General features: G+C 35.8%; 22 protein-coding genes and 1 riboswitch. Of the genes, 5 read left to right on the top strand and 17 right to left on the bottom strand.

Annotated features, from left to right (window positions below):
* The first annotated feature begins 17 nt into the window (after window positions 1-17).
* Complete coding sequence (locus BUR19_RS03085) at window positions 18-998, top strand: lipoate--protein ligase (RefSeq protein WP_074233454.1); 981 nt, start codon at window positions 18-20, stop codon at window positions 996-998.
* Window positions 999-1,047: 49 nt separating this feature from the next.
* Here the strand turns inward: BUR19_RS03085 and BUR19_RS03080 are convergent, their stop codons facing one another.
* From BUR19_RS03080 to BUR19_RS03040, 9 genes are all read right to left on the bottom strand, one after another.
* Window positions 1,048-3,324 carry a DUF5074 domain-containing protein gene (locus BUR19_RS03080; protein ID WP_074233453.1) on the bottom strand — a complete coding sequence of 759 codons (2,277 nt, stop codon included), beginning with the start codon at window positions 3,322-3,324 and terminating at the stop codon, window positions 1,048-1,050.
* Between the two features lie 34 nt (window positions 3,325-3,358).
* Window positions 3,359-4,537, bottom strand: a complete 1,179-nt coding sequence (locus BUR19_RS03075; RefSeq protein ID WP_074235519.1) for a cell surface protein — start codon at window positions 4,535-4,537, stop codon at window positions 3,359-3,361.
* A gap of 12 nt (window positions 4,538-4,549) precedes the next feature.
* Window positions 4,550-5,686 (bottom strand): YncE family protein, encoded by a 1,137-nt coding sequence (locus tag BUR19_RS03070; protein ID WP_074233452.1) that lies wholly within the window; start codon window positions 5,684-5,686, stop codon window positions 4,550-4,552.
* Complete coding sequence (locus BUR19_RS03065) at window positions 5,683-7,704, bottom strand: TonB-dependent receptor (RefSeq protein WP_074233451.1); 2,022 nt, start codon at window positions 7,702-7,704, stop codon at window positions 5,683-5,685. The genes BUR19_RS03070 and BUR19_RS03065 overlap by 4 nt, the downstream gene beginning before the upstream one ends.
* Before the next feature lie 110 nt (window positions 7,705-7,814).
* Window positions 7,815-7,999: riboswitch (cobalamin riboswitch) on the bottom strand.
* Window positions 8,000-8,147: 148 nt separating this feature from the next.
* Entirely contained in the window at window positions 8,148-9,146 is a 999-nt protein-coding gene (locus BUR19_RS19095) for a carboxymuconolactone decarboxylase family protein (protein WP_074233450.1), read from the bottom strand.
* 212 nt (window positions 9,147-9,358) lie between these two features.
* Window positions 9,359-9,778, bottom strand: coding sequence for a cupin domain-containing protein (locus BUR19_RS03055; RefSeq protein ID WP_245799011.1), 420 nt, complete (start codon window positions 9,776-9,778; stop codon window positions 9,359-9,361).
* A gap of 102 nt (window positions 9,779-9,880) precedes the next feature.
* On the bottom strand, window positions 9,881-10,447 hold the full coding sequence (locus tag BUR19_RS03050; RefSeq protein WP_074233448.1) for a DapH/DapD/GlmU-related protein: 567 nt from the start codon (window positions 10,445-10,447) through the stop codon (window positions 9,881-9,883).
* A gap of 77 nt (window positions 10,448-10,524) precedes the next feature.
* On the bottom strand, window positions 10,525-11,580 hold the full coding sequence (locus BUR19_RS03045) for an alpha/beta hydrolase (protein ID WP_074233447.1): 1,056 nt from the start codon (window positions 11,578-11,580) through the stop codon (window positions 10,525-10,527).
* A gap of 90 nt (window positions 11,581-11,670) precedes the next feature.
* The gene (locus BUR19_RS03040) at window positions 11,671-12,354 is read right to left on the bottom strand and encodes a helix-turn-helix domain-containing protein (protein ID WP_317041445.1); all 684 of its coding nucleotides are present in this window, start codon (window positions 12,352-12,354) and stop codon (window positions 11,671-11,673) included.
* Window positions 12,355-12,700: 346 nt separating this feature from the next.
* Here BUR19_RS03040 and BUR19_RS03035 point away from each other — a divergent pair, with 346 nt between their 5' ends.
* Window positions 12,701-13,663, top strand: coding sequence for a bifunctional helix-turn-helix transcriptional regulator/GNAT family N-acetyltransferase (locus tag BUR19_RS03035; RefSeq protein ID WP_074233446.1), 963 nt, complete (start codon window positions 12,701-12,703; stop codon window positions 13,661-13,663).
* A 79-nt stretch (window positions 13,664-13,742) separates the two neighbouring features.
* Here the strand turns inward: BUR19_RS03035 and BUR19_RS03030 are convergent, their stop codons facing one another.
* The gene (locus tag BUR19_RS03030; protein ID WP_074233445.1) at window positions 13,743-14,177 is read right to left on the bottom strand and encodes a nuclear transport factor 2 family protein; all 435 of its coding nucleotides are present in this window, start codon (window positions 14,175-14,177) and stop codon (window positions 13,743-13,745) included.
* Between the two features lie 128 nt (window positions 14,178-14,305).
* Here BUR19_RS03030 and BUR19_RS03025 point away from each other — a divergent pair, with 128 nt between their 5' ends.
* The gene (locus BUR19_RS03025; RefSeq protein WP_074233444.1) at window positions 14,306-14,704 is read left to right on the top strand and encodes a winged helix-turn-helix transcriptional regulator; all 399 of its coding nucleotides are present in this window, start codon (window positions 14,306-14,308) and stop codon (window positions 14,702-14,704) included.
* Between the two features lie 73 nt (window positions 14,705-14,777).
* Here the strand turns inward: BUR19_RS03025 and BUR19_RS03020 are convergent, their stop codons facing one another.
* The 4 genes from BUR19_RS03020 to BUR19_RS03005 are packed head-to-tail and all read right to left on the bottom strand — an operon-like array spanning window position 14,778 to window position 17,187.
* A complete protein-coding gene (locus BUR19_RS03020) occupies window positions 14,778-15,098 on the bottom strand; it encodes a MazG-like protein (RefSeq protein WP_074233443.1) in 321 nt (106 codons plus the stop codon).
* 15 nt (window positions 15,099-15,113) lie between these two features.
* Complete coding sequence (locus tag BUR19_RS03015) at window positions 15,114-15,446, bottom strand: nuclear transport factor 2 family protein (RefSeq protein WP_074233442.1); 333 nt, start codon at window positions 15,444-15,446, stop codon at window positions 15,114-15,116.
* Window positions 15,447-15,454: 8 nt separating this feature from the next.
* Window positions 15,455-16,366, bottom strand: coding sequence for a helix-turn-helix domain-containing protein (locus BUR19_RS03010; RefSeq protein WP_074233441.1), 912 nt, complete (start codon window positions 16,364-16,366; stop codon window positions 15,455-15,457).
* 11 nt (window positions 16,367-16,377) lie between these two features.
* Window positions 16,378-17,187: an SDR family oxidoreductase gene (locus BUR19_RS03005; RefSeq protein WP_074233440.1), complete on the bottom strand. Its 810-nt coding sequence runs from the start codon at window positions 17,185-17,187 to the stop codon at window positions 16,378-16,380.
* A 188-nt stretch (window positions 17,188-17,375) separates the two neighbouring features.
* On the opposite strand from BUR19_RS03005, the gene BUR19_RS03000 reads away from it, so the two are divergent.
* A complete protein-coding gene (locus BUR19_RS03000) occupies window positions 17,376-18,317 on the top strand; it encodes a helix-turn-helix domain-containing protein (protein WP_074233439.1) in 942 nt (313 codons plus the stop codon).
* 84 nt (window positions 18,318-18,401) lie between these two features.
* Window positions 18,402-19,160 (top strand): SDR family NAD(P)-dependent oxidoreductase, encoded by a 759-nt coding sequence (locus tag BUR19_RS02995; protein WP_074233438.1) that lies wholly within the window; start codon window positions 18,402-18,404, stop codon window positions 19,158-19,160.
* A gap of 216 nt (window positions 19,161-19,376) precedes the next feature.
* Here the strand turns inward: BUR19_RS02995 and BUR19_RS02990 are convergent, their stop codons facing one another.
* The 3 genes from BUR19_RS02990 to BUR19_RS02980 form a co-directional block, all read right to left on the bottom strand.
* Window positions 19,377-19,820 carry a SusC/RagA family TonB-linked outer membrane protein gene (locus tag BUR19_RS02990; RefSeq protein ID WP_074233437.1) on the bottom strand — a complete coding sequence of 148 codons (444 nt, stop codon included), beginning with the start codon at window positions 19,818-19,820 and terminating at the stop codon, window positions 19,377-19,379.
* A gap of 134 nt (window positions 19,821-19,954) precedes the next feature.
* Window positions 19,955-21,025 (bottom strand): endonuclease/exonuclease/phosphatase family protein, encoded by a 1,071-nt coding sequence (locus BUR19_RS02985; protein ID WP_074233436.1) that lies wholly within the window; start codon window positions 21,023-21,025, stop codon window positions 19,955-19,957.
* A complete protein-coding gene (locus BUR19_RS02980) occupies window positions 21,026-21,532 on the bottom strand; it encodes a GNAT family N-acetyltransferase (RefSeq protein ID WP_074233435.1) in 507 nt (168 codons plus the stop codon).
* Window positions 21,533-21,560: the final 28 nt, after the last annotated feature.

Raw genomic sequence — 21,560 nt, 5'->3', positions numbered from 1 at the left:
TTAGAAAATAGAACGATATGCTCATCATAGACTCCCCTTCTCACAACGCTTTTTTTAATATTGCTTCCGAAGAATATCTGCTGACTAAATTTCCGACCGAAGACATTTTTCTTCTTTACATCAATGCACCTTCGATTATTGTTGGGAAATTTCAGAATACATTGGCAGAAATCAATCTGGATTATGTGAACGACAACAATATCAAAGTGGTAAGGAGGTTGTCTGGTGGCGGGGCAGTCTATCACGATTTGGGCAATCTTAATTTTTCATTTCATACACTTCTGGGAACCAATGACTTTTTGGATTTTGGAGAGTTTACAAGCCCTATAATTAAGATTTTAAAGGATTGGAATATCAATGCTAATCTGGAAGGGCGAAATGACCTTTTGGTGGACGGAAAGAAATTCAGTGGGAATGCAAAATTGGCCAAAGGCGGAAAGATGATTCAGCACGGAACAATTTTGTTCAATTCAGAAATGAGTGTTCTTAGTGATGCTTTGAAAGTCAACCCTCTAAAGTTCCTTGATAAAGCTACAAAATCCAATCGTCAAAGAGTTACAAACCTTATTGATTTTCTACCAACCGGAGCAACGATAGAAGTACTGAAACAAAAACTGATTGATGAAATCCTGAAAGATTTTGCCGGAAAAGTTTATAACCTTACAGATGAAGACATCCAAGAAATCGAGAAATTAACCAAAGAAAAATATGAGACTTGGGATTGGAACTTCGGTTCCTCCCCGAATTACAACTTCAAAAAGGCGATTAAAATCCCAGCAGGTTTTATCGAAATTCATTTGGACGTTGAAAAAGGAATCATCAAAAAAGCTAAAATATTCGGAGATTTCTTCGCTTCCAAACCGATTGAGGAATTGGAAGATTTATTAATCGATGAAAAACACGAGATTGAAAGTTTAAACCAAGTTCTTTCTAAAATCAATCTCACAGATTATTTCGGAAAAGTGACTGTTGATGAGATTTTGGAATTATTCAAATAAAAAAACCTTTAGAGAAGTCTAAAGGTTTTAACAACTGAATTAATCAATATTATTTCTTAATAAATTTCTCCTGATAAATTGCTTTATCGGTCGTCACTCTTAAGATATAATTACCTTTCAATAATTGAGAGACATTGATTTTTCCATCCATCAACTTGGTACTAATAGCTTTTCCTGTAACATCAAATACAGAAACCTCAACAATCTTATCCTGAGTTTTGATATTCAAGACATCGGTTGTTGGATTTGGATAGATACTCAAATTGATTTTCTTAACATTATCATTCACAGCCAATGATGATGAGATAACAGTCAAGGTTTTGTCAACCACTTTTCCATTAGAATTAAAGCTGACAACGATGTTTGCCGTTCCTGCATTTTGTGGTGTTAAAACCAACTCTTCATCAGCATTGATTTCTGCCAAAATCGCATTGGTATTGCTATTGGATTTGATTGTTTTCAAAATCGAAACCGAAAGATTATCCGCATCGGTCACAATCGTTTTCAGGTCAATCTTTGTAATTCCACTTGGATTGATTTCTGAAGGGAAAGTAGAACTCACAACAGGCAAAGTATTGTCTGGAAATACTGTTACCGCTGGAAACCAATAATAATCATTCAAGGTTTTAGTATTCAGTAAAGCTCCTGTATTGCTGTAAGTATGAATCCAGTTTTTCTGATAATGCGCACCATAACCACTTTCTGTTGTGTTAAGGATTAATTCGTCAGAAACAGGATTAACTCTCAACGCTGCACCGTAAGGAATTTGCTTGTAAGTTCCTTCCTGACCAGGAATTGTTATAAAATTACCATCAAGTGTTTTTGTCGTTACATCAAATTTGACAACCTTAGTTCCAGATGTAAAAGCATTCACGGAGTTCATCCAATACAAAGCATTTTGCTGGTTACTATAAGTGAAACTTCCTGCATTCCAAGCTCCCCAAGAACCAAGATATTGAGTTGCAGTAGAAAGCGCATATTCAGTTGTTGCAAAAGTGGTTGGATTAATATTAATCAATTTCTGATTTTGAATCGCCCAAACACTTCCGTCCTTCGCCTGAACAATAGAATGGAAAGCTCCGGAAATCGTCTGAATCAAAGTATTGGTTTTCGGGTCAATTATTAGAATTCCAGTCGATTGTTTAACCGCAAAAACATACTGCGAAGTTCTCACCATATTTCCGATTTGTCCAGCATATTGGCTTCCACCGCCAGTTCCCGTAATCAAAGTTCCAACCTGCAGATTTTCGATATCGAAAGTATAGATTCCGTTGGATGCGCCGATGTAGCCTAATTTTTCATTCACACCAAGGAAAGAACGTCCGTCTCCTCCACCGATGTTGTCAAAGCCTTTGATTTTCTCCATCGTGGTGGCATTCGCAACTACTAATCTTCCGCCAGGTGTGTATTGTGTATCGCCACCATCAGCTGCTTGTTTGGAAATGAAATAGAATTTGTCTCCGTAGATTGTTCCAAACTGAGTCGTCGCTCCAAATGCCTGATTATTATTCTTCTCGCTGTAAACTCTATAATAGATTTGGTTATTATCACCAACAAAGTTCACAGAACCGTTTGTGTGACCAAACCAATCTTCATTTACCATAAAATAACCTTTGGTAAAATCTGCCTGTGCAGAATAAGCGGAAACAGGCGTCATCGTTGATGAGATATCAAAGCTTTCAAAATTTGGGTTGAAATTCCAGATATCCCAGGAACCATTCTGCAATTGTCTGCTACTTGCTCCTAAACCAGAATACCCGAAATCCGTATCTGTAGGATCTTTTACCCAATACGACCAATAACCGGTGTACCAGCCAGCTCCCCAATGATCATTAGGATCAATCGCTGTATAATTGTCAAAATCATAAGCAGTTGTATTAACAAATCCATCTACCGGATATAGTGGATAAGTTGTGTTTCCATTATTGTAAAGCCCGATTGTTCCTTTTCCGTCAAGGTCAAAACCAAGTCCGCCAATTGCACTTCCGTATTGTGTTCCTTGGTATAATAATGAAAAAAAACGCTTATCGGTTTTTGCAATCGCTTTCAGCATATCTTCGCCGGTTGCATTTCCGTCCCATTTAAAACCCCATACCAAAGCATCTGGATTTTTAGCATCATTCCATTGAACGACGAAAGCTGCTTTGTTAGAACCTGTTCCCACCCAATAGATGATATCATCCATTGTGAAATCTGCTTTTTTAGATTGAGTTTTTTTAATGGAATTCGTTTTGAGGTCATTTCTCGGAACTCCCTGAACTGTGACTTGTGCATTGGTAAAAAATGCAAAGAACAACAGCAATGTGAAAAGATAAAACTTTTTCATTTTTAATTGATTTAAAGAATATTATTGTTGAATTTTATTTTAAGTGTAAATCGTAAGCGCCGGCAACTTCTGTAGAAACTTCGCCCAGCCAGCCCGCTTCCTGATTGACTCCCGTATAGACTTTCACGAAATCGATTCCGGGAAGTTTGACGTAATTGCCGTTCTTGTCAACAGCCCAAGAAATATCAATATTGGAAGCTTCGTCGTTATTCGGTGCGTTGTCTGCGTATCCGAAGGCATAAGACTTTCCGACCCAATACGTTCCGCTTCCACTCTGGTCGTAGTAATTATTAGCCAACTTAGTTCCCGTAAAATTGTAAGAAGCATCAGAAATCCACAACGGATAATAGCTTTGAATGTGGAAAACATTTTTTGTTTTGAATCCTGAATTTCCCAGATTATCTGTCCACTTGATATATTCTACATCGTTTTCCCAATATTCTATTCCAGGAACTGGCGGTTTGGATTCGTTGGGTTTGAAGTAATTAATTGTGTAATTCTTTACGGTTGTATTTTTGAAATATTCGCTTCCTGCAATTTCGAACCATTCGTCTTCATCGGGTTTTCCGTTTTTATCTTTGTCGTAAGCTACCAGAATGATTCCCGGTTCGCAAGAGCCCGAACGTTCTTCCGCAGACAAATCGCCCCAAAATGCATTGCCCAGAATCTTGAAATCTTTGCCATTCATATTTGGGATGGTGTGGTCAAATCCAAAAGTGACATAACCTCCAAATCCACCCAACGAAATCATCGAAGAATTGGAACCAACCAATGATTGTTTCGCTTTCTGAATCATCTGTTCCGATGTATTTCCAGCAGAATATTCCGGAATCTCATTCATAAATTGTCCAACAGCAGGACGGAAATCGAAAACATTCGAAATGTATTTACTGTAAGAAACCGATTCTTTGTTGACAATGATTTTTGAGGTGTAAGTTGTAGTCGTTCCGTTACTTTCAACCTGCAAAGTCAAAGGATAAGTTCTGGCGTAAGGACTGATGAAATCTAATGTTGAATTTTCTGAAATCAAAGAATCATTAATTTTCCAAGTGAAAGTTCCTGAAGTATTAGTCGGAATATTCAACACTTTGAAACGGTCAACGGAATAAGAATCAGCAAGGCTAAACGTATTTTCGTCGTCATCGTTTTTACAGGCAATCATTCCGATTGTAATTAATGACAGCAAAGTAAATTTTAGAAAGTAATTTTTCATTTTCATATCAATTTATTTATAGAGAAAAACAAAGTGTGCAGGAATATTTCCGCCTTCAGTTTTCCATTTGAATTTTCCGTTTTTATCAAAGCAATAGACGAATCCTGTGGAAACATAATTCCTTGCATCGGTCATATAAATGTCTTCTGTGATTGGATTGACGGCAATTCCGTAAGGTGTTTTTATCGCATCTACATATTCCTGGTCGATGATTTTGTTTGAGATGATTTGCTCGGTTTTTACATCAATGATTCCAAAAGATTTGGTGTAGGAATGCGTGTTGTAATTGAATTCGTTGCCGTAATAATAGAGTTTGCCGTTCACAATCGTCATCTCGCTGACCGCAATGTGAAAGTCTTTTTTCACAGTTCCGGTTTTGGAATCGACCAAAAATAAACTGGATGGAACGTTGTAATAATCGCCTCTGGAACTCACATACAAATCGCCGTCATCGTCCTTTGTAATGTGATGAAGATTAATCGCAACATCGATTTTTTTGGTCTCGGTAAATGTGTTCAAATCAACGACGGAAACGGTTTTGTCATAATTTGGAAATCGGTAACCTCCGGAATTGGCAACGTAAAGATTATTCCCGACAATCGTCATTTCCTCCGGCTGATAACCAACGACAACTTCACGTTTTATGGAAAGCGAAACCGTATCAATCTCAGCAATTTTTCCAAGCGGTGCATTGGGGTCGAGAACAACCGGGCCGGCGTAACTTGAAGCATAAACTTTCCCGTCTTTGAAAGTCACATAACGGCAGTTTTCAAGATTGATGGTTTTGATTCTTTTAGCAGTTTTGGCTTCCAGAACTTCAATTTTATTAGAAACATTAATGACAGCGTACATCTTACTTCCATAAATTTTGATGTCGTTGCCAACGTCGCCCAATTCTTTTACAACATTTGGATTAATCTCGGAATAGATATTTCTATGATAAGTTCCTGTCGTGTAATCGAAGAAATCCAAAGTCGCCTTGTTCGTTCCCATATTGCCTTCGTTCAAAAGATAAAACCCTTTGATAGCGGTATTTTCCGGTTGAGCAAGACCTTCTTCAACTTCCTCACGAATGATGATATCGTCCGTTCTGCAAGACATTAAAGTAATGAATGCAAAAGCCATTAAAATTAGATTTAGTTTTCTCATAATGTGAAACTTACAATGAGTTTAAAATTTCGCCCCGGCATTGGATAACTCAAAACCACTTCATAGAATTGATTGAAAATGTTGTTCACTTCCAAGCTTGCTTTGAACTGATAATTCTTCCAATTGATTTTTTTCTGAATCGATAAATCGTGTGTGTACCAAGGTTGAATGTAGTTAAAAGCGATATTGTTCTGGCTCACATCATAGCGCTCACCGACATACATAAAACTGTAATTGAACGACCAATCTTTGTAATCTGACATCAGTGTAAAAGTTCCTGAATGCCAAGGCGTATAAGGAATCTGGTCGCCAAAATAAGGGTCTGCTCTATCAGAAAAATCTCTGGCACTCTGATAAGTATAACTCAGCAAGGGTTTGATTTTTACATTTCCAAACTGTAATTCTGCTTGCAGATTAACATCGGTTCCGATAATCTCAACTTCTCCCAAATTGTACATCGTCCAGCGGAACATACTTCCATTAGGCGCAGCAACAATTTTATCCTGAACTTTATTGAAATAAGTATCAACCTTTGCATAGAAAGATTGGAAGGTTTGATTTTTATAAAATTTCTGATAAGTGAAGCCAACGTTATATTGGTTTGTGAATTCCGGTTTCAAAAATGTATTTCCGATATTGGTGTAATACAAATCGTTGAATGTCGGCATCCTAAACATTCTTTTATAAAATGCTCTCAGCGTAAAGTCATTAGAAAGTTGATAGCTTAAAAAAGCAGCCGGTGTCCATTCGTTTTTATCGGGAGATTTGGCATTCATCTCAACATCTTCGTGAACGAAAGTTCCCAAAAGACTTCCTAAAAATTTAAACCGATTAAACTCATAAGTGGTTGCAAAAGCAGCTAAGGAAGTGTAACGAGTCGGAAAAGAAAAATTATAAATCCCTGTTCCAAAAGCATCCAGATTGTTATATTGAAAATCAAAATTAGCACTGAAATCCCATTTTGGTGTAATGGAATAAATATTAGATGAAGACAAATAAACCTCTCTCTGGATATATTGATTTTTGATTTTTATGGATGAAACAGTATCAATATAATTTGTGTAATCATAGGCAAACTTACCTTTGAATTGTGTTTCTAGTTTTGGAAACAACTTCTTTCTGAAATTAGCCTGAACAAAATAATTTTCATCAATCATCCGCTGTCCTCTTGCTCCAAATCTATTGTTAACAATCGCTCCTGGAATTCCACGATTGGATAGATAACCGTAACCTCGGATGTTCCAGCTTCCATTATTCTGGTTTCCGTGGAGACTGGTTTCGAATCGTTTGGCTTTGATATCAGAATCGAAACGTTTTGCAATTGTGTCGTAAGCTCTTTCGCCATCAGGATATTTTTTATGATAACGAAAACGATAAATCCCGTCGCTCTGCCAAAATTCTGAACTGAAACTCGCCGAAACTCTCTCCGAAATCTTCTGCTCTAAACGGAAAGACGGATTGAACAAATCGATAGAACTGTTCTTCAACCTCAGAACGAGATTTGTTTTTTTATTAAATTTAAAACTCGGTGTTTTCGGTTGAAGATAAATTGAACCTGACGAACCAAAATCCTTTGCAGGCTGGAAAATCTCAGATTTCTGCCCGTTATAAAGCGAGATTTCCTCAATATCATCCAAAGAAAACCGACCTAAATCAACCAATCCGTTTTGAGCATTTCCGAGTTGAATTCCGTCATAGAAAACTCCAACGTGCTGGCTTCCCATACTTCGGATATTGATGGTTTTGAGTCCGCCAATTCCTCCGTAATCTTTGATTTGAACACCAGAAAAGTATCGCAATGCATCTGCAACGGATTCACTGTTTAGTCTCTCTAATTGTTCGCCTGAAAGCGTCTGAGCCGGAAGAATCTCTTTGAAATTCTTTTTGTAAACATTGACTTTTTGAATCTCTGTTTCCTTAACCGAATCTTTTTTTGACTGGGAAAAACATAGCGAAGAAGCTGTCACAAATATCGCAACAGCAGTTTTATAAAACCGAAAAGTAAATCGTGTCACCATTAGCTCATATCGAATAATGATGACGCTAATGGAGGTAAGAAAGCAAGGATAATGCACAGTTTATGCTACACAAAATCATTGTTGACTAAGCTTTATTCCACGAAAGCGTCAAATATTTATAATTTCTGGCAGGTCTCCTGACTTACTTCATTTTTGAAATCCTTCCCATCTTGCGACAGTGGATATAATTTTCAAAAACCTTTGTGTGAAGCTTACAGTAGCGGGTCTGCTCCGGATTTTCACCGGATTCCCTATTAAGCGCTTTTTACAGCTCACCAGATTGGCGCAAAGATATATAAAATAGATTGACAAAGTCAGAATAAAATATTGTGATAAAAATCACTGTGAATAATCAAAACTTCAGAAACAAAAAAAGTGATGAAAAAATCACCACTTTAAAAACATTAGAATTAGTTAGCGTTTACTTTTGTACTCATTTTTAATTATTTTATTTTATCAAATATTAATGACATCGTTTCCTTATCAAGACTTTCCATATCAACTAGATTTAATGATTTTACCATCTTCAAAGTCGAGGTTTTGTAATGTTGAAAATGTGGCGTCTGCAAATGAAACTGATACGCATCTTTATCCGCATAGATTTCTACAATTCTGATTTGAGTCGGATTTTTCTGCTGAAACATCGGGAAAATGGCAATCACGCCTTTCTCTAATTTTACCGAAGCTGAAGCTTCTTCTTTCAGAATTGATTTGTATTCTTCCAAAAATTCGGGTACAATTTCAATTTCAGAAATCCGAATCATGATATCACTTTTAATAATCGGAACAAGCGGTTTTCCAATGATTTTTCGGACTGTGTTTGCCTGAGTTTTGTTGACAGACTCCTGAACCAAATCAGCCAATTGAGCTAATTGATTTTCAGTTATTCCCGTATTTTTTCCCATATTAATATGCGATTGCAACTGTGCATCTACTCCATCCAAAGATGCCAGAGCAGAAATCGTTACTATTTCTCTTTGCTGAAAAGTTAAAACATCACTCACAAAAATATCGGCAAATAAATGTTCTTTTAAAAAAACATCAATTCGTGGAGCAAACTCACCAAAGCCTTTTGCTGGTTTGGTTTGTGGCATTTTTGTTAGTTCTTCAAGGGTTTTTCTGCCTTGTTCATATTTATCTTCAACAGTATTTCCGACAATGATTTTCTTTCCTTCGAGATCATTAATACCTTTCGCTTTTCTTTTGTCTAAAACTGATTTAAAAGTATTGATAGCATTCAGACTTCTGGGAAAACCACAGTACGCATACAATTGAACCAAGGCTTCTTTAATTTCATTAATCGTCAAACCAGAATCCAATCCGGCATTCAACTGAAGTTTTAGACTTTCAAGATTTCCGGTTGCGGTGAGTGAAGAAATCTTTACCAAACTTTGTTCTTTAGCATTCAAATTTTGATTGGTTTTATTTTCTTGTGCATCCATTTTTGTCGTACTTAATGTGAGTATAAAAAGAATTATCCATTGTAGAAACTTGTTTTTGCTCATTATAGAAAATTATTTTTGATTATCTGTTTACTATTTATATGAAAAATTTAACACAAAGCGTATAAAATTATTTTTAAACTAAATGCTTTAAACCTCATAATATCACTATCTCTTATTAAAGCTCGCTTTGTATTTAAATTAATCTAAAATTATTTTTTGTTGGCCTCAGCAAATTCTTCGTCGGAAACAGCTTCCAGCCAAATATTTTGATTGGTTTGCGGATTACCATTCGTCGCTAAATGCGAAAACCAACTTTCGGAAGTCGCGCCGTGCCAATGCTCAACGTTTGGAGCAATTTCTACGATATCCCCGGTTTTTAAACGACGGGCAGGTTTTCCTCTTTCCTGATATAAACCTTCTCCACCCACAACAATCAAAAGCTGTCCGCCTGTATGGCTGTGCCAATTGTTGCGACAACCCGGTTCAAATGTGACATTAGAAAGGGGAACATTTAAATCTTTGTTGCTTGTAAGTGGCGCCAAATAGGATTTGCCAATAAAGTACTGCGCATAAGCCCTGTTTTCTTCACCTGTCGGAAAATCACTTATTTTAGGAATATCCGTATTCATTTTGTTAGATTTTATTTTGTTTGAATTTACTTTATTTTGTGCGATTAACGTTGTGCTGAACGATAAAATAATGATTAAATATTTCATTGTTTTACAATTAATTTATGATTCTATTGTTTTGATGATTTTTGCAGGAATCCCTCCTACCACAACATTGTCCGGAACATCCTTTGAAACTACAGCTCCGGCAGCAACAACTGCATTTTCACCAATCGTAACTCCGGGAAGAATCGTTGAATTGGCTCCAATCCACGCATTTTTCTTGATTAAAATTGATTTACCAATCAATCCTTTCCTATGTTGAGGCTCTAAAGGATGATTTTCTGTTATCAGACTTACTTTCGGACCTATTAAAACGTCATCTTCAATGGTAATTCCGCCTAAAGTCAGAAAAGTACAGTCGAAATTGATGAACACATTTTTACCAATCTTAAGATTCTTCCCGTAGTTGATATAAACAGGTGTAAATACCGCTACATTCTTCAATTTCTCACCGACAATTTCACCTAATATGTTTAAAATCTCATCCGGCTCTGTGGAATTATTTAATTCAATCAATTGTTTCTTAATTTCATAAGAAGCTTCCCGCAATTTATGAATTTCCGGGTCATTAGGCATTATTGTTTCGCCATCCCGAAGTCTGACGAAAATATCTTTGTTAAAGCTCATTTTTCAAATATTTAGAAAAAAAAAAATGCTAAATCCGCCATTTCTAAAGATGCGGATTCAGCTATTGCACTATTCAATTATTTCAAATTGGTTCTGAAGAAATGATCCAGCTTTTCAAAAGGAATTACATCGACTCTATCGTATAAATCTACGTGAACCGCATTTGGAATAATCATCAATTCTTTCGGTTCTGAAGCCATTTTGTAAATATCTTCACTCATATATTTGGAGTGTGCATTTTCCCCGGCAATAAGAAGCATAGGTCTTGGTGAAATTTCTTTGATATAACTCAACATTACGGAATTGGCAAAAGACAGAGAATTGGTTTTCGTCCAGCCTTTATTCGAGTTTAAAGAACGTTTATGATACCCTCTCGGCGTTTTGTAATAATCAAAATAATCCTTAACAAATTGAGGTTCATCACCTTTTAATTTTTCCGGCAAATGGGTTGTCGGATATTCCGGTTTTCCGTTTTCGGCATCCACCCAACGTTGCAGGCTCATTGTTTCGAAAGCTTTTGTACGTTCTTCGGGAGTCATTTTATCGTAATATCCTTTGGCGCTGACTCTTGAAATATCATAAGCGCTCGTCGTCGCCACCGCTTTCACTCGTTTGTCGGCAATGGTCGCATTCAAAGCAAAAGTTGCAAAACCACAAATTCCGATGATTCCGATTTTGTTTCGGTCTACATTGTGTTGAAGCCCTAAGAAATCAACTGCCGCACTAAAATCTTCGGTATTGATGTCGGGTGAAGCAATATCTCTCGGCTCACCCCCACTTTCACCGGTATATGAAGGGTCAAAAGCGATAACGGCAAAACCCCTTTCCGCCATTTGGTTGGCATACAAACCTGAAGACTGTTCTTTTACCGCACCAAACGGTCCGCTGATTGCCAAAGCTGCTAGTTTTTCGTTATCTGCATTTTTTGGAAGGTATAGATCTCCGGAAAGGGTTATTCCGTAACGGTTTTTGAAAGTCACCGCTTTTCGGATTACTTTATCACTTAGCTTAAACGTATAATGTTCGTTTTGTTCCGTCACATTCATTTTTGTTTGATTTGATTTTTTATTCTGCGCAAATGCCTGTCCGATGAAAAGAAAGGACAAAACCATCGCTGTGGTTACTATTTTCATATCTGAATTTTGTTTTAAAAATTACTGATACAAAATTAGAAACTGCGGAGCGCTAACAGTTAATAATAATCAAACCAAAAATTAAGAAAATCAAACCTCCGTCAAACGGAATGTTTTCGGATTGGTTCCGGTCTGTTTTTTGAAAAAATTATTAAAATACGTCGGATAATCGAATCCTAGTGCGAAAGCGATTTCTGAAATATTCCAGTCGGTATGCTGCAGCAATGCTTTTGCTTCTGTGAGAATACGTTCCGTGATATGGGTTGTGGTGGATTTTCCGGTAACTTCTTTCACGGCACGATTGAGATAATTAACGTGAACATTCAGAATTTTTGCAAAATCCTTAGCTGATTTCAGCTGCAGAGGCTGGTTTGTTGTTTCGATAGGAAATTGTCTTTCCAATAGCTCCAGAAAAACGGATGATAATCTTGATGCCGCATTCTTGTTCTGGTCAAAATCTTTTGCTGGTTCCAGCTTTAGAGATTCGTGGATGATCAGGCTAATGTAGTTGCGAATAAGTTCATCTTTATAAATATAATCGCCTTCCTGCTCTGCAATCATCTTTTGGAAAATGGTATTTAGAAAAAGTCTTTGCTCTTCGGTAATTTTCAGAACCGGAGTTCCACCAATTTTAAAGAAAGAAGATTGCTGCAAGCTTTCGGAACGTTCAGAATTTTTGAAAAATTCTTCAGAAAAAAGAATGGTATAGCCTTTATAAGTTGTTGAAATCGTTTCCCAGGAATACGGAATATGCGGATTTCCAAAAAAAAGCACCGTTCCTTCCTGCTCGAAGCTTTTATCGGAATAATGAATTTTACTCTTCCCTGTTGTCAGACAGATTTTATAGAATTCTTTCCTGCTTTACACGCGGGTTTCATTTCCGTCCTGCTCAATCTGAAACGCACGGAAACCTTTCAGTTTTAATTCAGCATTAAATTCCGAAACAATTCTTTTTGCCTTTTCTTTCATTTTCCAAAATTAAGAAAATCAAACTTACAGAATTTAGATTTAATTATTATTTTAATTTAATCATATCAAAGAAATCAAAATGAATTCTTTACAATTAATTATTAAATCAAAATTTATTTTTACATTTGCATAATCAGTTATGTAATTAATTATGAATATATTTGAAAGAACGGGAAAAATGGCTTTGGGAAGCAGATTGCGTTTGCTGACGAGCCGGTTTACAGATGATGCAATGAAAATTTATGAAATGTATGATGTTGCGAAATTTTCTCCGAAATGGTTTCCGGTTTTCTTTGTTTTGTCAGAAACAGAGGAAATAACAATCACGGAAATCGCTAAAGAAATTGGACATTCTCAACCTTCTGTCACCAAAATTGTGAAGGAAATGATAAAAGCTGATTTAATCAATGATAAACTTGAATCTGATGACAAACGCAGAAATGTTGTCGCATTGACCGATACAGGAAAAACATTAGCAAAAAAAATGTTGAATGAACAATGCGTTGACATTGATCTCGCTGTGGAAAGTCTTTTGTCAGAAGCCAACCATAACCTTTGGGAAGCAGTTGCTGAGTGGGAATTTTTACTGGAACAAAAATCATTATTAAAACGAGTTCAGGAACAGAAAAAACTACGTGAAAGTAAAGATGTAAAAATCGTGGAATACGAACCAAAATATCAATCTGTTTTCAAAGCTTTGAATGAAGAATGGATTTCGACTTACTTTGAAATGGAAGAAACTGATTACAAATTACTGGACAATCCGCAGGAATACATTTTGGACAAAGGTGGAAAAATTTTAGTTGCGTTGTACAAAGACGTACCTTTAGGCGTTTGTGCTCTGATAAAAATGAATGACGAAAACTACGATTTTGAAATGGCAAAAATGGCGGTTTCTCCGAAAGCTCAAGGGAAAAACTTGGGTTGGCTTTTGGGTCAGGCAATTATTAATTCTGCTAAAGAATTAGGTGCTTTAAAATTATATTTGGAAAGCAATACGATACTGAAACCTGCGATTAATTTGTACTACAAAATGGGATTCGAAAGAATTACAGGTCGCCCAACTCCTTATAGACGGGCGAATATTCAGATGGAACTGGATTTGAAAAAGTAGATTTTCATCCCTGAACTTAACAATAAAAGAGCTATCTGTTTTGTGGATAGCTCTTCATTATTTTAAGTGTTTACCTTCATTATACAGCTCTTGATTCAATAATTAAAAAATGAGCAACACGGTCTTTGATAAGCCAATTTCCATTTTGATTGACATAAAAGTCTTCATATTTCACACTGTAATCCGTCAAAACATCTTTTCCTTCTACTTCTCTTATCATTTTAAGTTGCGAAAATGAAATTCCAGTAGCCGATTCTCCGTCAATTTTTACAGTATGTTGTCCGTTTAAAGTAAAATATGTTTTCACTTCATTGGCGTGACCGTTGAAGTTATTCTCCATATCTTCTCTTCCTGAAACGCTGGAAACTAAATTTCCATTCATATAAACTTGGTAAGTAAGGTCGGGCGTGAACAAATCCATTACCTGTGGGATCTTCTTCTCATCACCTAAATAAGCGTAATCATCGATTAAGTTTCTTAAATCTTCCTTTGTTTTTAAGATTTCTAATGTCATAATTTTAAATGTTTAATGCTGTTTTTTAATTTTCTGAATCTGTATTAATACTTGACAAAACTATAATATATTTGCTTACATTTTATTAGTTGTTACGTAAAGGTTAGTGACTAACAAATCGATTAGTTATGAAAGAATCAACACAAAATCAAACAGATAACAAAGCATTCACTGAAGAATGCCATACCGTTTTAACAGCAGTTTCTGATGCATTGTACGTTATTGGTGGAAAATGGAAACTGATGATTATCATTGCGATGGCAAGGGGAAATAAGCGATTTACAGAAATTCAGAAACAAGTCACCGGAATTTCTGCAAGAGTCCTTTCGAGTGAACTGAAAGATTTGGAACTGAATGGTTTTATCATCAAAAAAGTGGAAAACGGTTATCCAGTAACGATTGAATATGAATTGCTTCCTTACAGCCAGACTTTAGAAGAACTGGTTGGTGCAATGACACGCTGGGGAATTCAGCATCGTGAAAAAGTGAAAGCTGAAATGGGTTCGGAAAAATCGAATAAGCAATAATTCAATAATTAAAAACTTATTAATTTAAACTAAGAAAGAGTTACTATTATTAATCAAATCCGCTTGCAAGAGCTTATCCAATCAATTTTTCAGTTTTGGTTAAAAAATTTTCCATCGCGTTTTTAATATCAATGTTGGAACGCTCGGCCAATACAATCAGCCACCAGATATTTTCTCCGATTTTATGCTCCAACTCAGATTCGCTGTTGGTTTTTGGCCAGCGATTTTGTTGCGACATAATATTTCTTCCTACTAAACCAGCGTCCGTCAAATATGCCAATGCATCTTCTTCCACCGTCCATTCGCTGCCGTGATGCTGGATTTCTAATTCGTGATATTTCTTTCTTAATTCCAATGAGCGATTGATGATTTCATCAAAATTATTTGTTGCCATATTTTTTGTTTTTTTTTAAATCAAATCCGCTTTCACAAACTCAATCTTATCATTTTTAAAAATAAAATCAAAGCTCCCTCCTATTCTACCTTCCGGAAAATCGCCCGTAAATTCTACTTCCAAGTAAGCGGAATTTTCTTTAATATCTAATTTCCTCAATTCAGTCTGAGTTTGATATCCGATAAAATAACTTACGAAATAATCTTTAATTCCGCTGTGACCGATAAATTTCCTTCCTACTGATGGGTCGTCTAAAACTGCTTTTTCGTGATAAAATTCAAGATATTTTTCAGTGTCATAAGTGTTGCCAACGGCAATCCAATCTTTGATAAAGGTTTCTATATTCATTTTTAAATTTAATTATGATAAAAGCCTTGTTTAAATTGTACAGGCGTCTGATTGGTCTTATTTTTAAATAACTTATTGAAAGACTGCGGATGCTCAAAACCCAGCTGATAAGCTATTTCTGCAACAGAAAGCTGTGTTGTTGTGAGATAATCTTTGGCTTTTTCAATCAATTTTTCGTGGATGAGTTGCTGTGCATTTTGTCCCGTCAAAGACCGAAGCATATCGCTTAAATATCTTGACGAAAGGCTGAGTTCCGTTGCCAAATAATCTACAGTTGGCAAACCTTTATTCAAACCTTGTTCTTTTTCGAAATAAACATTTAAAAGTTCTTCGATTTTCGAAAGCAAATCATTGTTCACCGCTTTTCTGGTGATGAATTGTCGTTTATAAAAACGATTGCTGTAATTGAGCAAAACCTCGATATGAGAAATAATGACATCCTGACTGAAATCATCAATCGTGTTATTCAGTTCTTCTTTAATATTATCAAAAACTGAAAAAATCGTCTGTTTTTCTTTGTCCGATAAAAACAAAGCTTCATTCGCAGCGTAAGAAAAGAATCCCAAGCTTTTGATTCGCGTTCCCAAGGAATAATTCCTCAGAAAATCGGGATGAATGAGCATTGTCAAACCTTCATATTCCATATCATCCGACGTTGTGGAAATCAGTTGGTTGGGAGCGGTAAAAACCATTCCGCCTTCATCAAAATCATAATAACCTTGGCCATAACCAATTTTACCTTTCAGTGTTTTTTTGTATGAAATCTTGTAGAAATTGAACAAAAAATGCTGGTTCAGAAGATTTTCATCAACAACCATATTAGCATTGTCATTGATACTGATCAAAGGGTGAACAGGCTTAGCAAAATTCAACATCTCGTGAAGCTGTGATATAGAATTTACTTTTATTGGATTATTCATTTCTTAATTTTTTAGTTGAGTAAACTTCCAAAAACCATCTGTTTCATTTCCTGAACTGCAGCTTCGGAACCGATTTCCAAACGACGATTGTACAACTGGTTCGCAAATTCTCCAGTTACATATCGTAACTTATTTTTCCCGTCTGTCGCCGCTTCATAAACCACATCCGCAATCCATTCTACCGGTTCGAAGTTCTCAGGATTCATCAGTTCAAATAATTTCTGCATTCCGTTTTCATAAGCCGGATGATTGGCAACAGCTAATGATTCTCCTGCAAAATTAGTTTTAATTCCGCCCGGCGCAATGGTTTTGATGCCAACATTATGCAAAGCCAATTCAAAAGACATACTCTCGCTCCAGCCTTCCAAAGCCCATTTTGTAGCGTGATAAAGCGAATCCAGAGGGAAAGTCAGAAGTCCGCCAATCGAAGTCGTTGTGATAAATAATCCGTTTCTATTTTTTCTGAAATAAGGAATGAAAGCCTGCGTCACACGAATTACTCCAAGTAAATTGGTGTCTAATTGTTTTACGATTTGTTCGTCGGTCAAAGCTTCCAAAGCGCCAATCAAACCATAACCTGCGTTGTTGAAAACCACATCAATTGTATGATGTTCAATTGCCTTTTTTACCGTTTCCTGAATCTGCTCCAAGTTCGTAACATCCAATGGAAGCAGGGTTACATTTTCCAATTGAGAAAGTTCGGTTTCTTTTTCAGGATTTCTCATTGTTGCGATGACGTTCCAATCTTTTGACTGAAATAATTTGGCTGTCGCTTTACCTAATCCTGATGATGCGCCAGTGATGAAAATTGTTTTTTGCATTGTAAATTTTGTTTAAATTTTATAATACAAATGTCCGCAGAAGCAGCAAGCAAAATGTTGCCAAAATGAGTTTGGTTGTAGCCAAAATGACGGAATGATTCAATTTTATATATAAATAGAATTTTCTATTAACTAATATATCTTCTGAAATCAATTCCAAACTCGTATCTTTGATTTTTACAAATACAATGAGTTCTATTACCATCAAAGAATTTTATCAGGATATTCTTGGAGATACTTGTCCAGATATCAATCAATTCCTAAATGAAAATATTAATAAGGATATTGGTCACTTTAATGTTTTTGATATTTCTGAAATTTACAGAAGCTGTAAATCGAAAACCGAAATGCCCTACAACAGAAGAACTTACTACAAAATAAGTTTGATTAATGGTAAGAACAAAGTGGAATATGCAGACAAAACAATCCAGATTGAAGATTGCGCCGTTCTTTTTGCATCACCAAAAATTCCTTACAATTACACGCATCTCTGTACAGACCAATCTGGACATTTTTGTGTTTTTACCAAAGATTTTTTACCAACTACTAAGATTGGATTAGAACTTGATAATCTTCCAGTGTTCTCTGCAAACAGCGATTTTATTTTTCAGATTACTACAGAACAATATCATCAGTTCGAAGCTATATTCCTGAAAATGCACGAAGAAATCAAGTCGGATTATCTATATAAATATGATTTGTTGAGAAATTATGTGATGGAACTGATTCATTTTGGCCAGAAATTAAAACCAATTCAGCCCATTGAAAATAATAAAACTGCCGCTTCCAGAGCCACAACATTATTTATCGAATTACTGGAAAGACAGTTTCCCATCGAAAACATCAGTCAGCTTCTGCAACTGAAAACACCTGCCGATTTTGCCGGAATATTGGGAGTCCATGTGAACCACTTGAATAGAGTTTTAAAGGAAACAACCGGAAAAACGACCGGAGAAATAATAGGAAGCAGAATCTTCCAGGAAGCTAAAATATTATTAACTCAAACCCAATGGAATATTTCTGAAATTGCTTTCACATTAGGTTTTGAAGAAGTCGCGCATTTTTCTAACTTTTTCAAGAAACACAGCCAACAGTCGCCACAGCATTACCGAGAATTAATGATTGTTTGATTTTCACAAATATCGATTTGATTTATACAAATAACCTGATGCCATAATTTTTCAACTTTGTACCATTAAATAAAACATTAAAACATGGCAAGTAAAATAGCATTAGTAACCGGCGGAAGTCGTGGATTGGGTAAAGATTCAGCTTTACAACTGGCAAAAAAAGGATTCGACCTTATAATCACTTATCAAACAAAAAAAGAAGCAGCAAATGAAGTTGTAAAGCAAATCGAAAGCATCGGACAGAAAGCGTACGCATTGCCTTTGGATATTTCTACAACTTCAGGTTTTGACCAATTTACAACGGAAGTACAAAATGTTTTGGACACTCAGTTTGCTTCCGCAAAATTGGACGCTTTGGTAAACAACGCAGGAATCGGAATTAATCAAAGTTTTGAAACAACAACTGAGGAAATTTTGGATGCGATGACGAATATCCATTTCAAAGGTCCATATTTCTTAACTCAAAAATTATTACCATTACTGAATGACGGAAGCAGCGTTGTGAACACATCTTCTGGTTTGGCAAGATTTTCTTTCGCTGGATATTCTGCTTATGGAGCAATGAAAGCTGCAATTGATTCTTTATCAAGATACCAGGCTTTGGAATTAGGAAGCAGAAAAATCAGAGTGAACTCCATTGCGCCTGGTGCGATTGAAACTGATTTTGGAGGCGGCGTTGTGCGTGATGTGGCAGATTTGAACAACCATATCTCGTCTGAAACAGCTTTGGGAAGAGTTGGTTTGCCAGATGATATCGGAAGCGTGGTCGCGTTCCTTTGTTCAGATGATTCTAAATGGATTAATGCACAGAGAATCGAAGTTTCCGGAGGATTTAAAATCTAACGAATACAAAACAAATTTTCAAGAAAGTCCGCTTTACGAATTGTCGAGCGGACTTTTTCTGCGTAAGAGATAGAAGAGCTATCCTTTTTTTGTTATTGCAGTTGGGAAATAGTTCTACTGATAATTCTCTCAGCATTTTACGACATTGTTTAATCAAAAAATTAGCTTAAGCCCAAATGAGTATAGAAATTTGAATTGAAATTTTTATTAATGGTTTTAATTAGTTTCTATGTTGACTGCAGGAACTTTATAATTATTGAATTTCTTATCAGGCTGTAGAATTCTGGCTTTTTTCAAAAGGTCTTCCGCAATTAGAATCGACTCGTTGTGAACTTCGATATCATTCAGAAAAAATCTTGATTCTTGAGTGAGATTCAATTTTGTTTTAGCTTCAGCAATTGTTACTTTTTCGATAGCTTGAGGCTTTTTCATTATAATATTAATCAAACCATTTTTTACGAGGTCATCATATTGTTCGATTTGCGAAGATGGCGATTTGTAAACCTGAACATTTTCTATATCATTTGGATTGAAACTGTGAAGCAACACATTAGAAACAATCACGTTATCAACAATATAAATTGGATTAGCTTCAGATTTCTGAGCAAAAGAAAATTGGAAACAAAAGAAAACTGCGAAAGCAAGAATCAGTTTTTTCATAAATTTTAGATTTAATTTAAAATTAAAGAATCAGCAAAAATTAAAATTACTTCTCGCTGATTTTCTAGATTTAGCAAATCATCAAAAACCTGCCCAATTTGCGAAATCTGCGTGAAATTTTCTTTTAAAAAATTCTAATTAGCGTCGCCTTTCTCGATACCTTCTTCTATTTTTTCAAAAACCTCCTCTTGTTCTTCATTAGAAATACCGAATTGGTCTTCTTTATCCTCATTTCGCACAACCAACGAAATCCAAATCGGAAAATGGTCAGAATCAACAGATTTCATTCTTTTCATATCTACTAGTCGGAAATGTGGACTTACGAAAAAGTGGTCAAGAGGCCAACGCAGAAACCAATATTTGACGTGAAACGTATTGAACATTCCTCGTCCACGTCGCGGGTCGAGCATCCCGCTGGATTTTAGAAATAATTTAGTCGTTCTGGACCAAGCGACATCATTCAAATCTCCGAAAACAATGGAAGGTTTGCCATAGTTTTTCGCTTTTTCTCCAACCAAAAGAATCTCCGCATCACGTTCCGTACTTTCAGGATTTTCCTGCGGAACCGGCGGTGTTGGATGAATTCCAAATAATCTGACAACTTGATTTTTGTATTCCAAATCCGCCACAATCGACGGAATATCGTCATCAATCAAATAATTAATTTCGTAATTCTTAACCGGAAAATGGCTGTAAAACAAAAGCCCGTAAGTGTTGGCGAGAGGAACTTCAATTTTATATTCGTAATGTTTTGTAACCGATTTTAAAGCGTTTTGCCATTCTTCATCAGTCTCCAGAAAAAATAAAACGGATGGATTTTCTTCTTTTACTAAATCAATTAACTTCTGATAATTCCTGTTATGCTGATAAACATTACAAACGAGAATATCTAAAACTTTTTCATCAGGATTTGGTTGAGTTTTATCAATCATCGTTTTCCCATAATCTGTGTAAGGCAAGATGATATAGAACAAATATCCTGCACAAATTACTTCAATAATGAGAATTAAATATTCATAAATATTTGGATTTTCGAAAGTGAAAAACCACGCGAAAATGAGGATTAAAAGAATAACAAATTTCTGAAATCGAGGATAATCGAAAACCCTAAAAGTCCAATAAGTGTTTTTGATAGCAGGAATCAATACCGACAAAATCGCCAGAGCTGAAATAATCCAATAACAACAAGAAGCGATGTTTTCCATTTAATGATTTGAGTCTTTGATAGTTTTTCCGAGAATAATAAGGCTTCTCTTTTCGCCGTCCAATTCTGCAATATTTTTGAGATTGGCCCATAATTCAAACCCGAATTTCTCAAACAAAGTCAGACTCGGAAGATTGTGTGCAAAGATGAAAGCCAAAAGATTTTCTATTCCGAGGTCGTTGGACTTTTCGATGGCATATTCCAGAATCAATCTACCCAAGCCTTTTCCCCGATATTTTTCATCAATATAAATACTGATTTCAGCCGTTTTCTGATAAGCTGGTCTTCCGTAAAAATCCTGAAAACTTACCCAACCAACTATATTTTTCTCCGAATCCAAAACTATCCAAAGTGGACGAAATTCAGAGTTATGCTGATGAAACCAATCGATTTTGCTCTCGACAGAAACAGGTTCCAAATCAGCAGTAACCAATCGAGATGCAACCGTAGAATTATAAATTTCCACAATCTTAGGAAGGTCATCTAAAGTCGCATCACGAAAAGTCATATTTTAATTATAATTGATGAATGATAAT

The organism is Epilithonimonas zeae (assembly GCF_900141765.1).
Lineage (GTDB): Bacteria > Bacteroidota > Bacteroidia > Flavobacteriales > Weeksellaceae > Epilithonimonas > Epilithonimonas zeae.
Note: the sequence above shows the minus strand (reverse complement) of the source record. Positions and strands in the feature narration are given on the sequence as shown.

Coding starts and splice junctions, on each gene's coding strand:
- BUR19_RS03030 (WP_074233445.1), bottom strand. CDS start 14,177: ATGACATTAGAAATCTTAAAAACAAAGGAAGATTTAAGAAACTTAATC.
- BUR19_RS02985 (WP_074233436.1), bottom strand. CDS start 21,025: ATGGAAAACATCGCTTCTTGTTGTTATTGGATTATTTCAGCTCTGGCG.
- BUR19_RS02990 (WP_074233437.1), bottom strand. CDS start 19,820: ATGAAAAAACTGATTCTTGCTTTCGCAGTTTTCTTTTGTTTCCAATTT.
- BUR19_RS03070 (WP_074233452.1), bottom strand. CDS start 5,686: ATGAGAAAACTAAATCTAATTTTAATGGCTTTTGCATTCATTACTTTA.
- BUR19_RS03065 (WP_074233451.1), bottom strand. CDS start 7,704: ATGGTGACACGATTTACTTTTCGGTTTTATAAAACTGCTGTTGCGATA.
- BUR19_RS03025 (WP_074233444.1), top strand. CDS start 14,306: ATGAAAGAATCAACACAAAATCAAACAGATAACAAAGCATTCACTGAA.
- BUR19_RS03075 (WP_074235519.1), bottom strand. CDS start 4,537: ATGAAAAATTACTTTCTAAAATTTACTTTGCTGTCATTAATTACAATC.
- BUR19_RS03010 (WP_074233441.1), bottom strand. CDS start 16,366: ATGAATAATCCAATAAAAGTAAATTCTATATCACAGCTTCACGAGATG.
- BUR19_RS03035 (WP_074233446.1), top strand. CDS start 12,701: ATGAATATATTTGAAAGAACGGGAAAAATGGCTTTGGGAAGCAGATTG.
- BUR19_RS03085 (WP_074233454.1), top strand. CDS start 18: ATGCTCATCATAGACTCCCCTTCTCACAACGCTTTTTTTAATATTGCT.
- BUR19_RS03045 (WP_074233447.1), bottom strand. CDS start 11,580: ATGAAAATAGTAACCACAGCGATGGTTTTGTCCTTTCTTTTCATCGGA.
- BUR19_RS03015 (WP_074233442.1), bottom strand. CDS start 15,446: ATGAATATAGAAACCTTTATCAAAGATTGGATTGCCGTTGGCAACACT.
- BUR19_RS03005 (WP_074233440.1), bottom strand. CDS start 17,187: ATGCAAAAAACAATTTTCATCACTGGCGCATCATCAGGATTAGGTAAA.
- BUR19_RS03000 (WP_074233439.1), top strand. CDS start 17,376: ATGAGTTCTATTACCATCAAAGAATTTTATCAGGATATTCTTGGAGAT.
- BUR19_RS02980 (WP_074233435.1), bottom strand. CDS start 21,532: ATGACTTTTCGTGATGCGACTTTAGATGACCTTCCTAAGATTGTGGAA.
- BUR19_RS03020 (WP_074233443.1), bottom strand. CDS start 15,098: ATGGCAACAAATAATTTTGATGAAATCATCAATCGCTCATTGGAATTA.
- BUR19_RS03050 (WP_074233448.1), bottom strand. CDS start 10,447: ATGAGCTTTAACAAAGATATTTTCGTCAGACTTCGGGATGGCGAAACA.
- BUR19_RS19095 (WP_074233450.1), bottom strand. CDS start 9,146: ATGGATGCACAAGAAAATAAAACCAATCAAAATTTGAATGCTAAAGAA.
- BUR19_RS03080 (WP_074233453.1), bottom strand. CDS start 3,324: ATGAAAAAGTTTTATCTTTTCACATTGCTGTTGTTCTTTGCATTTTTT.
- BUR19_RS03055 (WP_245799011.1), bottom strand. CDS start 9,778: ATGAATACGGATATTCCTAAAATAAGTGATTTTCCGACAGGTGAAGAA.
- BUR19_RS02995 (WP_074233438.1), top strand. CDS start 18,402: ATGGCAAGTAAAATAGCATTAGTAACCGGCGGAAGTCGTGGATTGGGT.